Source organism: Aminobacter aganoensis (assembly GCF_014206975.1).
GTDB classification, from domain to species: domain Bacteria; phylum Pseudomonadota; class Alphaproteobacteria; order Rhizobiales; family Rhizobiaceae; genus Aminobacter; species Aminobacter aganoensis.
In genome coordinates, this window is sequence record NZ_JACHOU010000004.1 from 129,630 (window position 1) to 143,668 (window position 14,039).

Annotated in this window: 13 protein-coding genes; 10 read left to right on the forward strand and 3 right to left on the reverse strand. The window is 65.4% G+C overall.

Annotated elements, in window-relative coordinates:
* The first annotated feature begins 2 nt into the window (after positions 1-2).
* The 3 genes from GGR00_RS11455 to GGR00_RS11465 all read left to right on the forward strand — a co-directional run bounded on the left by GGR00_RS11455 (position 3) and on the right by GGR00_RS11465 (position 3,432).
* Complete coding sequence (locus GGR00_RS11455; RefSeq protein WP_055971188.1) at positions 3-713, forward strand: XdhC family protein; 711 nt, start codon at positions 3-5, stop codon at positions 711-713.
* Positions 710-2,320 carry an NTP transferase domain-containing protein gene (locus GGR00_RS11460; RefSeq protein ID WP_055971184.1) on the forward strand — a complete coding sequence of 537 codons (1,611 nt, stop codon included), beginning with the start codon at positions 710-712 and terminating at the stop codon, positions 2,318-2,320. The genes GGR00_RS11455 and GGR00_RS11460 overlap by 4 nt, the downstream gene beginning before the upstream one ends.
* Positions 2,321-2,589: 269 nt before the next feature.
* A complete protein-coding gene (locus GGR00_RS11465; RefSeq protein WP_055971180.1) occupies positions 2,590-3,432 on the forward strand; it encodes an alpha/beta hydrolase family protein in 843 nt (280 codons plus the stop codon).
* A gap of 1 nt (position 3,433) precedes the next feature.
* Here GGR00_RS11465 and GGR00_RS11470 read toward each other — a convergent pair whose 3' ends face one another.
* The gene (locus tag GGR00_RS11470) at positions 3,434-4,474 is read right to left on the reverse strand and encodes a DUF1176 domain-containing protein (RefSeq protein WP_055971177.1); all 1,041 of its coding nucleotides are present in this window, start codon (positions 4,472-4,474) and stop codon (positions 3,434-3,436) included.
* A 66-nt stretch (positions 4,475-4,540) separates the two neighbouring features.
* Complete coding sequence (locus tag GGR00_RS11475; RefSeq protein ID WP_156381110.1) at positions 4,541-4,711, reverse strand: hypothetical protein; 171 nt, start codon at positions 4,709-4,711, stop codon at positions 4,541-4,543.
* A gap of 331 nt (positions 4,712-5,042) precedes the next feature.
* Between GGR00_RS11475 and GGR00_RS11480 the strand changes: the two genes are divergently transcribed.
* The 6 genes from GGR00_RS11480 (at position 5,043) to GGR00_RS11505 (ending at position 9,628) form a co-directional block, all read left to right on the forward strand.
* Positions 5,043-5,522, forward strand: a complete 480-nt coding sequence (locus GGR00_RS11480) for a hypothetical protein (protein ID WP_055971175.1) — start codon at positions 5,043-5,045, stop codon at positions 5,520-5,522.
* A gap of 100 nt (positions 5,523-5,622) precedes the next feature.
* A complete protein-coding gene (locus GGR00_RS11485; RefSeq protein WP_055971171.1) occupies positions 5,623-5,871 on the forward strand; it encodes a ParB N-terminal domain-containing protein in 249 nt (82 codons plus the stop codon).
* Positions 5,872-5,958: 87 nt separating this feature from the next.
* A complete protein-coding gene (locus GGR00_RS11490; RefSeq protein WP_055971168.1) occupies positions 5,959-6,426 on the forward strand; it encodes an SRPBCC family protein in 468 nt (155 codons plus the stop codon).
* A gap of 1,149 nt (positions 6,427-7,575) precedes the next feature.
* Positions 7,576-8,508, forward strand: coding sequence for an alpha/beta fold hydrolase (locus GGR00_RS11495; RefSeq protein ID WP_184699508.1), 933 nt, complete (start codon positions 7,576-7,578; stop codon positions 8,506-8,508).
* A gap of 275 nt (positions 8,509-8,783) precedes the next feature.
* Positions 8,784-9,248 (forward strand): aminoacyl-tRNA deacylase, encoded by a 465-nt coding sequence (locus GGR00_RS11500; protein WP_055970666.1) that lies wholly within the window; start codon positions 8,784-8,786, stop codon positions 9,246-9,248.
* Positions 9,249-9,397: 149 nt separating this feature from the next.
* Positions 9,398-9,628, forward strand: coding sequence for a phosphoheptose isomerase family protein (locus tag GGR00_RS11505; protein ID WP_055970667.1), 231 nt, complete (start codon positions 9,398-9,400; stop codon positions 9,626-9,628).
* A gap of 54 nt (positions 9,629-9,682) precedes the next feature.
* Here the strand turns inward: GGR00_RS11505 and GGR00_RS11510 are convergent, their stop codons facing one another.
* Positions 9,683-10,474, reverse strand: a complete 792-nt coding sequence (locus tag GGR00_RS11510; RefSeq protein WP_244487748.1) for a DeoR/GlpR family DNA-binding transcription regulator — start codon at positions 10,472-10,474, stop codon at positions 9,683-9,685.
* Between the two features lie 230 nt (positions 10,475-10,704).
* On the opposite strand from GGR00_RS11510, the gene GGR00_RS11515 reads away from it, so the two are divergent.
* A complete protein-coding gene (locus GGR00_RS11515; RefSeq protein ID WP_184699509.1) occupies positions 10,705-13,998 on the forward strand; it encodes an autotransporter domain-containing protein in 3,294 nt (1,097 codons plus the stop codon).
* The last annotated feature ends 41 nt before the right edge of the window (positions 13,999-14,039 follow it).

The window sequence follows — 14,039 nt, forward strand, 5'->3', positions numbered from 1 at the left end:
CGATGGATCCGTTTGCACTGAAGACGCTGAACGCCGAGCGCCGCGCGCGCCGTGCCGCCATCCTGGTCACCGACATCGGGGATGGCCGCGATCGTGTCGTCAAGGAGGGCGATGTTGTCGCCGGCGATCTCGGCGAGGCGATCTCCAGGGCCTTCCGCACCGGCCTTTCCGGCACCGCCGAGGCCGAAGGCCGCCAGTTCTTCCTCAACGTTCACCTGCCGCAGCCCCGGCTGGTGGTGGTCGGCGCCGTCCATATCAGCCAGGCGCTGGCGCCCATGGCCAGGATCGCCGGCTTCCCGCTCCAGATCATCGATCCGCGCACCGCGTTTGCCAGCGACGAGCGCTTTCCCGATGTCGAACTTCGCGCCGAATGGCCCGAGGATGTGCTGACGCACTGCCCGCTCGACCGCTATGCGGCGCTGGCGGCCGTCACCCATGATCCCAAGATCGACGATTTCGCGCTCAAGGCGGCACTCGACGCCGACTGTTTCTATGTCGGCGCGCTCGGCAGCCGCAAGACCCACGCCAAGCGTGTCGAGCGGCTCCTCAGCATGGGCGCGACGGCGGCGCAGATCGAGCGTATCAATGCGCCCATCGGCCTCGACATCGGTGCCGCCAACCCGGCCGAGATCGCGGTCGCGGTCCTGGCTCAGGTCATCGCGGCTTTCCGTTCGCGCGGCCTGGGTGCCAAAACGACAAGCGAGGCGGCGTGAAATTCGGCACGATACCTGTCGGACAGGCAGTCGGCGCGGTGCTGGCGCATTCCACCAGCGCCGACGACCGCCGCTACCGCAAGGCCCATGTCCTTGCTGCCGAAGACATCGCCATCCTTGAGGCCGCCGGCCTGACGGAGATCGTCGTTGCGGTGCTGGACCCGGGCGACCTCGGCGAGGACGAGGCCGCAGAGGCGATCGCGGCGAGCATGCGCCATCGCCACATCGAGGTGAAGCCGGCGGCGACGGGCCGGGTCAATCTGCACGCGCTTGAAGCCGGCGTTTTCACCGTCGATGCCGGCTTGGTCGACGCCATCAACGCCATCGATCCGTCGATCACAATTGCCACGCTTGCCCGGCATGCCACCGTTGAAAAGGGCCAGATGATCGCGACCGTGAAGATCATTCCTTTCGCCGTGTCCGGCGACCTCGTGCGCCAGGCAACGGATATTTGCGCGCGCAGCGAGATCTTCGCCGTCAATCCGTTCGTGCCCAGACGCGTCGGCGTCATCCAGACGGTGCTGCCAAGCGTCAAGCCAAGCGTGCTCGACAAGACGGCGCGGCAGACCGAGCACCGGTTGGCCCGCTCGGGCAGCCGCCTGACGGCCGAGCGCCGTACCCCCCACGAAGCTTCGGCTGTCGCCGAGGCGGCGAGGGCGCTGGCCCGCGAGCACGACATGGTCGTTATCTTCGGCGCCTCGGCCCTTGCCGATTTCGACGATGTGATTCCCGCTGCCATCCGGGCGGCCGGCGGCACGGTTGTCCGTTCGGGCATGCCGGTCGATCCCGGCAATCTGCTGGTGCTCGGTCATATCGGCAACACGGCGGTCATCGGCGCGCCCGGCTGCGCCCGCAGCCCCAGGGAGAACGGCTTCGACTGGGTGCTCGACCGGCTGATTGCCGGGCTGGAGGTCACCGCTGCCGACATTGGCGGCATGGGCGTCGGCGGGCTCTTGATGGAAATCCCGACGCGTCCGCAGCCGCGCGAGGCACCGGCCGTGCCGGTCGCGCCGAAAGTCCATGCCGTGCTGCTCGCCGCCGGCCGCTCCAGCCGCATGGGAGGGCCCAACAAGCTGCTGGCGCTGTTCCAGGGCAAGCCGCTGGTGCGTCGCACTGCCGAGCGGGTGCTTGCCTCCAGGGCCGAAGGCACTGTCGTTGTGACCGGCCACCAGGCCGCTCGCATCCGTGAGGCCATCGCCGGGCTCGACATTCCCATAGCGCACAATGCCGACTTCGCTTCCGGCCTCGCCGGTTCGCTCAAGGCGGGCGTGTCGGCACTTCCCGAGGATGCCGCCGGCGCGCTGGTCGTGCTTGGCGACATGCCCGAAGTGCTGGCGACCGACCTCGACCGGCTGATCGAGGCGTTCGAGCGGGCAGGCGGCCGTGCCGTCGTCCGCGCCACCCACGACGGCAAGCGCGGCAACCCCGTCATCCTGCCGCGGTCGCTGTTCCCTGCCGTCGCCCATCTCGAAGGCGACACCGGCGCGCGGCACCTGATCGAGAGCGAGGGTGTCGATGTCATCGACATCGAGATCGGGGCAGGGGCCGCCGTCGACGTCGACACGCCCGAGGCGCTCGAAGGTGCTGGCGGGGTGCTGCAGGATTGAGGCTGTTGACAAACCGCCTGTCGGCTAGCCAACCCTGCGTCATGTCGATCGATTCAGCCTTGCATTCCTTCGCGCCCCCCTCTGTCCTGCTGGACATCTCCCCCTCAAGGGGGGAGATCAGCAGTTGCGCGGGTGTTGCTTTCCCGACGTTGCCGAAGGGCGCGGATGCCGATGACAGCCAATCTCCCCCCTTGAGGGGGAGATTGCCGGCAGGCCAGAGGGGGGCGTCGGGCGCAAGGCTTCGCCGGCTTGCGTTGGGCGTTATCTCGATGGCGTGCGCAACGCTCGCCTTTCCCGCCTCGGCCCAAACCCTTGCCCCCTACAAGGACGACCTTTTCGCCTATCCCGCGATCCTCTCGTCCGAGGGCGACACCTACCGCGTCGTCGACTACCAGGAGATGCGCGATATCAACGCGCGCGACCAGGTGCCGGAGCGACGGGTCCAGGGCAAGTATGTCTCGACCGGCGTTCGTAAGGTCCAGCAGGATCTGGTGCTGAAGCTTGACGTCGGCGACATCAGGCATTTCGCCGTCGGCAAGGCCGAAGGTGCTTCGGTCATCGTGCTTTATCTCCACGGCCAGGGCGGCAGCCGCAAGCAGGGCGTCGACGACTTCACCTTCGGCGGCAATTTCAACCGCATCAAGAACCTCATGGCCGCCAATGGCGGGCTCTATCTCTCGCCCGATTTTTCAGACTTCGGCGACAAGGGCGTGGCCGAAGTGGCAGCCCTGATCGACCACTACGCTGCGCAATCACCGGGCGCGAAGATCGTCGTCGCCTGCGGTTCGATGGGCGGGGCACTGTGCTGGGGGCTCGCGCGCGATGCCCGGGCTGCCAAGCGGTTGAGCGGGCTGATGTTGCTCGGCTCGCTCTGGGACGACGGCTTTCTCAAGTCACCCGCCTTCAAGGCCGGGGTGCCCGTGTTCTTCGGCCAAGGCAGCAAGGACCCGGTTTTCCCAGTCGACAAGCAGCAGGCGTTCTTCCGCTCGATCCTGGCAAAGAACAAGGGTTACCCCGCGCGCTTCGTCCGCTTCGAGACCGGCACTCATGGCACGCCGATCCGCATGACCGACTGGCGCGACACGCTCAACTGGATGCTTCAGGCGAAATAGCTCATGGCCCGGTGTTGTAGTCGAGCATGCTCTCCGGGTTGATCTCGCCGTCATAGGACGCATCGACGTCGTATTTGACCAGCGTGAAGGCGCCGTCGCGGAAGATCCAGACGCCGTCGGACGAGGCATCGCCGACACCGCGCCACTTGGCATGCGACATCAGCGTCATGGTCTTTTCGTCATAGTCCGAGTTCACCAGCTGCGTCTCGGCGCGGTAGCCGATCACGCTCAGGCTCTCGAGCTTGCCTTCGCTGTCGTCGTTTTCGTAGCGGATGTCGAGTTCGGGCGTGGCGAAATGCTGCTGGTTGAGCCCGTTGAGCTCGTTCCACAGGTAGTAGACGTGGGTCTCGTTGTAGGCGCCCATCGAGCAGAAAAAGCGGAACAGCCTTGCTTCATTCGGCTTGGCGTCGGGCGCATCCGACTTGTTGACGTAGCTGATCTTGTAGCTCCTGGCGGCGCCTTCGCCCTCGCGGCTGGCGTCGCACTGGCCCTTGTAGTCGGCGGCAAACAGCTTCGTCGCCTGGTCGAACAGGGCGTCGGTCTCGGGCGGCGGGGTGTCGCCGCATTGTTTCGGCAGGGCGCCGGCAAGGTCGCCTTCGGCCGGCTTGAGGCTACCCTTTTCGAGAAGGATCGGCTTGAACGGCGGCTCCTGCGCCGCCGCGTTGACCTGGCGGGCGGTGTAGCAGCCGGCAAAGACCTTCTCCGTGCCGTCGCCGGCGACGGCGCGGATCGCCACCGGGATGTTGTAGAAGATGCTGCCTGCAGCACCTTCGGAGCTGACGGTGCCGGTCTCGACATCGACGCGTTCGGTCGTCTCATATCCCTTGGCGAATTCGGCAAAGTCCTTGGCGGGCTTGGTTTCGCCGAAATAGTCCCAGGCGCGGGCATATTCCTTGCGGCTCACCGCATTGTAGAGCGAGCGGACGACGGCGGCCGCGTCGGACCGGTCATCGAGATAGGGCAGTTCGGCTGCGAAGGCCTGGACGGGCCACAGCGCCGAAAGGGCCAGCATGGCGGCGGCTGTCTTGGAAACGGTTTTCATCGCGAATCTCCTGCCTGCCGCAATGATGCATGATCGATTGCGGCAGCGCAGTGACGCGCGGGACCATCAAGCCTGGCGCGTCGACATTTCGCGGGCGATGCGCGGGAAGTCGGCGGGCTTGATGCCGATGTCGGAGCGGTCGGCATTGCTCATCGCATTGAGCAGCGCCAGCGCTGCGCGATAACCTGCCTGTTCCTTGGGGCGCGGGCGGGCGAACAGTTCGGTGTAGAAACCCATCTTTCAGGCTCCTGTTGGTCCTCCCATCGGTACATATAGGCGATTCCATCGCGATTGTGCAGTGCAGCATCGGCATGGCTGCCATGCAACCCGCCAGATTTTTTCCCGGTTGGATGAAACAAGGTCCGGTCCGGCTGCGTAATTGCACATGCCGGCGCTGCCGGCTTTCCTCGCCGTATGGCGTTTCCGGGCCGCCGGTCCTCGAGCGGCCCGGCTTTTTCTCGCAGGGTTGCGTAAGATGCGGACGAAGCATCGAAGCGATTTTTAACCGGCTGCCCTTATGGTCCGGCCAGATATTGCGTATCATTTGCTTTCGCGCGGAGGGCCTCGGATGGGGACCGGGATCAACAGGGACTTCGCATCGTTGCTCGACGACCTGTTCGTCGCGTCCGAGCCCGGCGAAGTCGCGCCCGCGCCGACGATCCCCTTCGACTATCTCGCGGTCGCCGATGAGCTGCATTCGGGCCGTATCCGCGTCGCCGGGGAGACGGTGGCCGCAGAGTACCGCGAAGCAGGGGCCGCCCTTGAGGACGAGTTCGTCTCGCTGCTCGACATGGTCAAGGCCGACGCCAAGGCGGCCGCCGTCCAGGAGCCCGAGCCGCCTTCGATCGACCCCGAGGTGATCGCCGCCGAACTGGGGCTGGCCGATGCCAAGCCCGCCGACCTCGCCAGGATGCGCCGCATCTTCGCGCTGGCCAATCATCCCGACCGGGTGGCGCCGCATCTGCGCCAGCGCGCCATGGTGCGCATGCAACTGGCCAACATGATGATCGACGACGCCAAGCGGCGTGGCGCCAAGAAAAAGAGCTGACGCCGCAGGGCGGCTGGTTGCTGTCGCCGGCGGCTGCCTTGGCCAGCCCGGCAAAACACCCTATCTACGGCTAGCTGTACTTCCACAGCCGGAAGCCACCATGCTCAGAGTCCAGAAGATACCGCTCAACGACATCTATGTGCCTTCCGCGCGCAAGAAGACGCTGCATCCCGAAACCGTGCGGCACCTCGCCGAGGACATAGTCGAGAACGGCATGAAGACGCCGATCCAGGTGCGCCATGACGGCAAGCGCTATGTGCTGGTCGAGGGCCTGCACCGGCTCGAGGCGGCGCGCTGGCTGGGCGAAACGACGATCGATTCCTATCTCGTCCAGGCGCGCAAGCACTAGCTGCGGATTCTTTTGCGCCGGCCTGTCGGATCGTCCCGTCGGGGTTCGTCCTTGCTTCGAAAGCCAAATTCATCAGGAGACGACGACATGACTGCTGCCAACGACCGCGAACTGGTGCTGACCCGGATCATCGATGCGCCGCGCGAGAAGCTCTATCGCTGCTGGACCGATGCCGAACTGCTGCCGAAATGGTTCGCGCCGCTGCCCTGGACGACGGCCAGCGCCAAGCTCGACGTGCGCGCCGGCGGCACCAGCGCCATCACCATGCGCAGCCCCGAGGGCGTCGACTATCCGAGCTCCGGCGTCTATCTCGAAGTGGTGCCCAACGAGAAGCTGGTGTTCACCGATGCCTTCACCGAGGCCTGGCTGCCGTCTGAAAAGCCGTTCATGGCCGCGACCGTGACCTTCGAGGATGCCGGTGGCGGCAAGACCAAGTACACCGCCATTGCCCGGCACTGGTCGGTCGAGGATCGCGAGGCCCATGAGAAGATGGGTTTCCACGAGGGCTGGGGCCAGTGCGCCGACCAGCTCGAGGCCCTGGCCAAGACGATTTGAGGCAGTGAGCCGTGCTTCTCCCTTGTGGGAGAGGGTGCCCAGTTCCTCGACAAGTCCGGGAGGGCGGATGAGGGGGGCTGGGCGGAGTGCGGCGTCTCCGAGTTCCCACCGGCACCATCCATTTCGTCTCATCTTAACGCTGCACCGCTCCAGATCGACGGCAGTTCGTGTTGGCGGCATCACCAGTAGCGCCCGCCATCCCATCCTTCGACAGGCTCAGGATGAGGGCTGCGCAGGGCCGTTGCGCATGCGCGGCCATGCGATGGCCGAACCTCTTTACCGCCACGCTCGCTTTCGCGCCTGGCCATTGTCATCCTTCGACAAGCTCAGGATGAAGAAGGTTCGGGAAGCGGGGCGCGAGGCCGTGCCTTCCGATAATATTTTATGTGGCGCGACGTTCGCGCCCCGCCCGGTGTTCTTGCCCCGCTCTTCGCGGCGGCGGGGTTTCCGCAGGCCGCCAGCAAGGCCCAGGCTTGGGGGCTCATCACCCAGCAGAAGATCCGACCTCCTGCCAGCCCGGCACCGGCGCTTCCCCCCGTTGCCCGGTGCGCACCGGAGTCCCGTGGAAGATCGCGAGAGTGATGATACGGGAGGTTGAGAGGGGGGTGGAGAAACGCGGTCGGCTATCCACGCGGGATGCTGACAGATGGTGACAATGCGCGTGGGGCAATCCAGCTGGCATTGCAAGTACGAATGGCATGGGACCGTAGCGTAAGCTCCAGTGTCGCGGCATGGATCCCCGGGTCTCCGCAGTTCGCTTCGCTCCTGCTCCGCCCGAGGATGACGGAGGCAGGAGACTCGCTGCCAATCGTCAACGGCAGTGGCGGAAGTCGCTGTTTTCGACAGTCATCATGCCAAGATACAGACGAAGGAGATTAGCGGCAAACCTCTTTGCCGTCGTCATCCTCGGGCGGAGCAGGAGCGAAGCGAACTGCGCAGACCCGGGGATCCATGCCGTGACGGCTCCGCAAATCCAACGGTTCCGGCAAGGCTGTGAAGCGCGATCGAGGAGATCTCGCAAGTCTCCGTATGGCCTCAGAAAAAAACGCGAGGCGTGGAAAAATTCTCCACCGGTGTCGGCGTCCCGTCGTTTGGTTCGTCCTAGAGGCAAGAGGGTCGCAAGGCCTGGATCGAGAGAAGGGACGAGGCATGAACAAGCGCAGTTTCATCGCCATGCTGGCGGCGGCGGCATTTGCAGTTGCAACGGGAGGGATGGCCATGGCCGAGACGACGAAATCGAAGCCGGCCGACGTCAGGACCGGCCATGCCGAGGTCAACGGCGTGAGTTATTATTACGAGATCCGCGGCGAGGGCGAGCCGCTGCTGCTGCTGCATGGCGGATTGGGTTCGATCGACATGTTCGGACCCATGCTGCCGGCCCTGTCGAAGGGACGGCAGGTGATTGCGGTCGATCTCTACGGCCATGGCCGCACCGCGCTGACCGAACGCAAGATGAGCCTCGTCGACATGGGCGACGACATGGCCGGGCTGCTGAAGACGCTCGGCTACGAGAAGTTCGACGTGATGGGTTATTCGATGGGCGGCGGCGTCGCCTTCCGGCTGGCCGTGCAGCATCCCGGCATGGTGCGGCGCCTGGTGCTGGTGTCGACTGGCTATGCCCAGGACGGCTTCTATCCCGAGATGCTGCCGATGCAGGCCCAGGTCGGCGCCGGCATGGCCGAGATGATGAAGCCGACGCCGATGTACCAGGCCTATGCGGCAGTGGCGCCGAAGGTCGAGGACTTCCCCAAGCTGCTCGACAGGATGGGCGAGATGATGCGCACCCCCTATGACTGGGCCGATGACGTCAAGACGCTGAAGATGCCGGTCATGCTGGCCTATGGCGACAGCGACATGTACCGGCCCGAGCACATCGTGAAGTTCTACCAGCTGCTCGGCGGCGGCCTGAGGGACGCCGGCTGGATGCGCGAGACGATGTCGCAGAACCGCTTGGCGATCATCCCCAACAGGACCCATTACGACGTCTTCTTCGCGCCCGAACTGGCCGCGATGGCGCTGCCCTTCCTCAACGGCGAGACCAAGGTGAAAACCTGGGACGAGCAGGTCAAGGCAGCGCAATAGGCGCGGGCGCCGCAGGCTTGGCCGGGACAGCCGTCGCGCGCTCCGAAATCGGGCGCGCGGCGGTCTTTTTGTTGCCGTCCGCGGTCGCTCAGTGTATCTTTCCCGCGCGTTCGAAATACCCCAGTTGGGGCCTCGAAACTTCGGCATACCGGCAAACTGGCAATGAGTTGGCCATGGCGGGATCGGACAGTCCGATACCATCGCTTGGGTGCCAGCCGCCTGCTCCGCCTGTTCCGGTCAACAGCGTCCGATGTACGCCCACCGGAGGAACGGTCATGGCTATCTCATTGACGATGCAAGAATATCTAGAGGACAATCACATCCGCTACGACGCCGCAAAACATGCGCGGACCGGCTGCTCGATGATGACGGCCGAGGCGAGCCACGTGCCCGGCAATGCCCTTGCCAAGGGCGTGGTGCTGAGATGGGAGGACGGCTATGTGCTTGCCGTGCTGCCGGCCTCGCGTCATGTCGACCTCGCCAGGATGCGCGAGATCATCGGCGACAAGGTGCGGCTGGCAACCGAAGAGGAGGCAAGCTCGCTGTTTCCCGACTGCGACGAAGGCGCCGTGCCGATCCTCGGCGTGCCCTACAGGGTGGCTTGCGTGGTCGACGAGCAGCTGCGCCGCGGCAGCGACGTCTATTTCGAGGGCGGCGACCACCGCACGCTGGTCCATGTCTCCGGCGACGAGTTTTCGCGCCTGATGTATGGCATGCCGCAGGCCCGTATCAGCTGGTAGCAGCGGCGATACGCAATTTTGGCAAGGCGGCCGAGCGCCAACGGCCGCCAGTCGACGAAAAGCCCGTTTCGTGTCACGCAACCGCCATTTGCCGGTCATGGTTCGGGATTATGTTGTGTCTAGTCTAATGGTCACGAACGGAGGCGACTATGGGCGATCAGCCGGAACTGACGCTTGAGGAACTGTTGCACGACCCGATCATCCTGAAGCTCATGGAGCGCGACGGATACAGCGCCGACGACATCCGCATGCTCGCGCGCCATGCCATGGCAGGTACCCAAGGGTGGGAAAGCGTGTCGTCCAGGGTCAGCGCCCGCCGGCGAAGCAGGCTGTTTCACCCCGTGCCTTCGACCTGCGCCACCCCGACGCTGTGCCCTTAGGGCACAGCAACACTCTCCCGACATTTCTGACGGCAGAAAGCTCCGCCTGAACTTCTAGACGCGGATCTCGACGCCACTGTCGCGCAGCCTGGCGAGCAGACGCTCTTCCGGCGGCGCATCGGTGACGAGCGTGTGGATGTCGCACAACGATCCGAGGCGGACGAGCGCGCGGCGGCCGAACTTCGAGCTGTCGACGGCCATGATGGTGCGCGCGGCCTGGCCCATAGCAGCGGAGACGGCGGCGACCTCGGCATGGTCGTCGTCGCCGATGTCGCCGTCATGGTCAACGCCGCTGACCGAGATGACGGCAATGTCGAACTTGAAGCGCCTGATGTAGTCTGCCGTCTCCTCCCGGAACACGCCGCCGTCGACCTGGCGGACGAAGCCGCCGGGGACGGCAACGGCGAAGTTGGTGCTTTCACTGAGCGTCGTGGCGACCCGCAGCGAGTAGGTGACGACGCGCAGATCGCGGTGCCGGACCAGCGCCCGCGCCACCGCCTCGCAGGTGGTGCCGGTGTCGATGAACACGGCGGCGCCGTCGGGGATGAGTTCGGCGGCGAGGCGGCCGATCTTCTCTTTCTGGGCGGCATTGTCGACGCGGCGCTGGCGCAGCACCGCCGGCTCGACCGGCGTCGATATGGTGGCTCCGCCATGCAGACGGCGCACCTTGCCGTCCTGTTCGAGCGCCATGATGTCGCGACGCGCCGTCTGTGTCGTCACCCCGTAAAGCGTGGTGATCTCCTCGATCGAGACGTAGTGGTTCTTCTCCAGATAGCTCAGGAGCTGCGCCTGGCGCCTCGACTTCTTGTCGTCCTGGTCCATGCCGGGTCCGTGTGTTCTGGGCATCTGCGATCCGGTCTCCACAATCCTAGCTAGCAAATTCCCGTGCCGGGTTCACCCGGCTCCTCCGGCGATGTGCGGAGTTTCGGGATCGTACCCAATAATGTTGTAAAAGTGACATCTAACAAAACTAATGTCCGAATCCGTACTTTTCAGTGACCGCAACATGTCATTCGCACGCCAGCCCTGGCGGTTTTGTGACAATGCGCGGTCGCCTCGCACACAGGAGTTACGCGATGACGACTTTCCAACATGGCGCCGACGACGCGCCTGGCCAGGCCCGCCACAACAGGCGCATGCGCACCGCTGCGGCCGCGCTGCTGTGCGGCACCGCTCTGGCGCTCCAGGCGGTTTCGGCCCAGGCGGCCGAAGATTCGATCCGGATCCTGACGCTCAACACCTGGCTCGACCGGTTCAAGGCCAATCCGAGCGTGATGTCCGAATTCCTCACCAAGGGCAATTACGATGTCCTGACCTTCCAGGAACTGCAGGCCAACAGCACCTACACACGCGACATTCCCGGAATCCTGAGCGGGGCCGGGCTTGGCACGTTCGGCAAGCGGCAGGACGGCGACGTCGGCGTGATCTCGCGCTTGCCTGGGAGCTTCGGCGCCAACAAGCTGGGCGATACCGCCACCTACACATTGCTCGATGCCACTTCGAGCCGGCCGCAGAGCTACGTGGCAACCACCCACCTGAATTATTACGATCCCTCGACCAACCGCATCGGCGAAGCCAAGGGGCTGAACCAGTGGGCGGCCTCGGCAACGGCCCCGATCATCATGACGGGCGACTTCAATGCCGGCGACGTCTCGGAGCGCGGCCTGCACTCGATCAGCCAGCAGGAACGGCTGCTCAGGATCTACACCAAGGCGCCGACCAACGCCTTCTATCTCAGCCTGCTCAAGCAATATGCCAAGGACCAGGCGCAGCTCGACGCCTTCATCGCCCAGTGGAAGGGCAAGGGCAATGCGGCGATCGATGCGGCTCCGATCCCTCCGGATCTGTTCGCCGACGAGATGTATCCGGTCGCCGGCAATCTGCCGCAGACCATGAACATCCTGAAGAAGCAGTATCAGGTGCTGCAACTGCCGGAGGAGCGCGAGCAGTTCTCGCCGCATTCGCTGAACGACGGTTCGGTGACCTGGCCCTCGCATGGCGAGGACGCGACCAACACCTGGGGCAGCTGGCACCGCGTCAAGATCGACCACTTCCTGGCCTCGCGGCCCTTCGGCAAGTGGTGGCAGATCGACGACGACAAGGACGATCCCTATCTCGGCGTCATCACCGACGTAAGCTATGTGACCAACGCCAACGGTACGAAGACGCCGCTCTCCGACCATGAGCCCGTGGCGCACAATGTGCGCTGGGTCGGGCCGCAGCTCGAAACCTATGATGACAATGGCACGCAGAAGACCCGCGTCGTCTGGGGCAAGGATGCCTCGACCTTCGCCGAGCGCGGCAAGGAGTTTTTCCTCACCCGCAACAACATGCGCGACGACGTCTATCTCGGCCAGATCTCGGACGAAAACGGCCTGCCGATCCTGGCCGGCCTGACGGAGGCCGAGAAGAAGACTTTGCTTGACTGCAAGAGCACCGATGCGCGCTTCCAGCAGGCGATCGCCGACTATTGCATCGACGATCACAGCTTCATCGGCGAGCTCAAGGTGGCCGATGGCGGCACCGTCGTCGTCGAGGAGGATGCGGCGCTCGGCACGGACCAGGCCAGGCTCCGGCTCGATGGCGGCAGCCTCAAGGTTGTCGGCACCGGCATGAACGTGCTTGCCCGCAACCTCGTGCTGGAGGCAGGCGGTGGGGCGCTCGACATCGCCGACGCCGGCAATGTGCTCGGCATCGCCAAGGAGATCTCCGGCGAAGGCAGCCTGACCAAGCTCGGCCTCGGCGGGCTCGTGCTCGATGGCGCTCACAGCTACACCGGCGAGACCATCGTCAAGGCCGGCGCGCTCTCGCTTCAGGGCTCGATTGCCTCCTCGGCGCTGACGACGGTCGGCGCCGGCGGCACGCTGGGCGGCATCGGCACGCTCGGCAACACCGTGGTTGCCGCGGGCGGCGTGCTCGCACCGGGCAATTCGATCGGCACCATTCATGTCGCGGGCGACATCACCTTCGAGGCGGGTTCGGTCTTCGAGGTCGAAGCCAACGACAGGGGCGAGAGCGACAAGGTCGCGGCGTCGGGCAAGGCGGTGCTTCAGGGCGGTTCGGTGCTGACGCTAGCCTCGGGCAACAACTATGCGCCGCAGACCCGCTACACGATCGTCACCGCCGCCGGTGGCCTGACCGGCACTTTCGCCGATGTCAGCTCGAACCTCGTCTTCCTCGACCCGACGCTGGCCTATGGCGCCAACGATGTGACGCTGACGCTGAACCGCAATGACATCAGCTTTGCCGACGTCGGCGCCAACGGCAACCAGAAGGCGACAGCCGCCGCCCTTGAAAGCCTCGGCTTCGGCAATGCCGCCTATGCTGCCGTCGCCAATCTCGACGAGGCCGGCGCGCAGGATGCGTTCGAGCAGATGTCGGGCGAGGTGCATTCCTCGGCCAGGGGCATGATGATGCAGGACGGCGGCGTCATGCTCGACGCCGCCACCAGCCGCATCGACCAGGCCTTCGGCGAGGTGCCTGCCGCGAGCATGCCGGTCATGGCCTATGGCGACGACGGCCTCGAACTGGTGGCGGCCGACACCGACCGTTTCGCGTTGTGGACGCGCGCGTTCGGTTCGTGGGGCGACAGCAAGGCGGATGCCGCCAATGTCGGCTTCGACCGCAGCACCGGCGGCCTGCTGGCCGGCGGCGACGCGCTGGTGGGCGATGCCTGGCGCGCCGGCGTCATTGCCGGCTACAGCCGCTCGTCGTTCGACACCGCCAATGGCGGCTCGAGCGGCAGCAGCGACAACTACCATCTCGGCGTCAACGCCGGCACGCGGGCGGGGCCGTTCGGCCTGACCGTCGGCGCCGGCTACACCTGGCACCGCTTCGATACCGCACGCCAGGTTGCCTTCGCCGGCTTTGCCGACGCGCTGTCGGCGAGCTACAGCGGCGGCACGGCACAGGTGTTCGGCGAGGCGAGCTACAAGGTCGATGCTGGGCGCTTCACGGTCGAGGGCTTCTCCAACCTGACCTATGTCAACCTGCGGACGGACGCCTTCACCGAGAAGGGCGGGGCGGCGGCACTGTCGAGCGCGGCATCGAGCAGCGACGTGACCTTCACCACGCTTGGCGTGCGCGGCTCGACAGACGTTTCGCTGGGCGCGAGCGAGGCCACGCTCCACGGCACGCTGGGCTGGCGCCATGCCTTCGGCGACGTCGCGCCGACCTCGTCCTTCGCCTTCGACGGCAGCGGCGGCTTCGACGTCAGCGGTGCGGCCATCGCCAGGGATGCGGCCGTGCTCGGCGCCGGCATCGACTTCGCCATCACGCCGAAGACCAGGCTCGGCATCAGCTACACCGGCCAGGTCAGCAGCAAGGCTTCCGACCATGGCATCGATGCCAAGCTGGCGGTCAGCTTCTAGGCATCGGACAGCATCGGCGGCCATGGTCGCCGATGCACCGG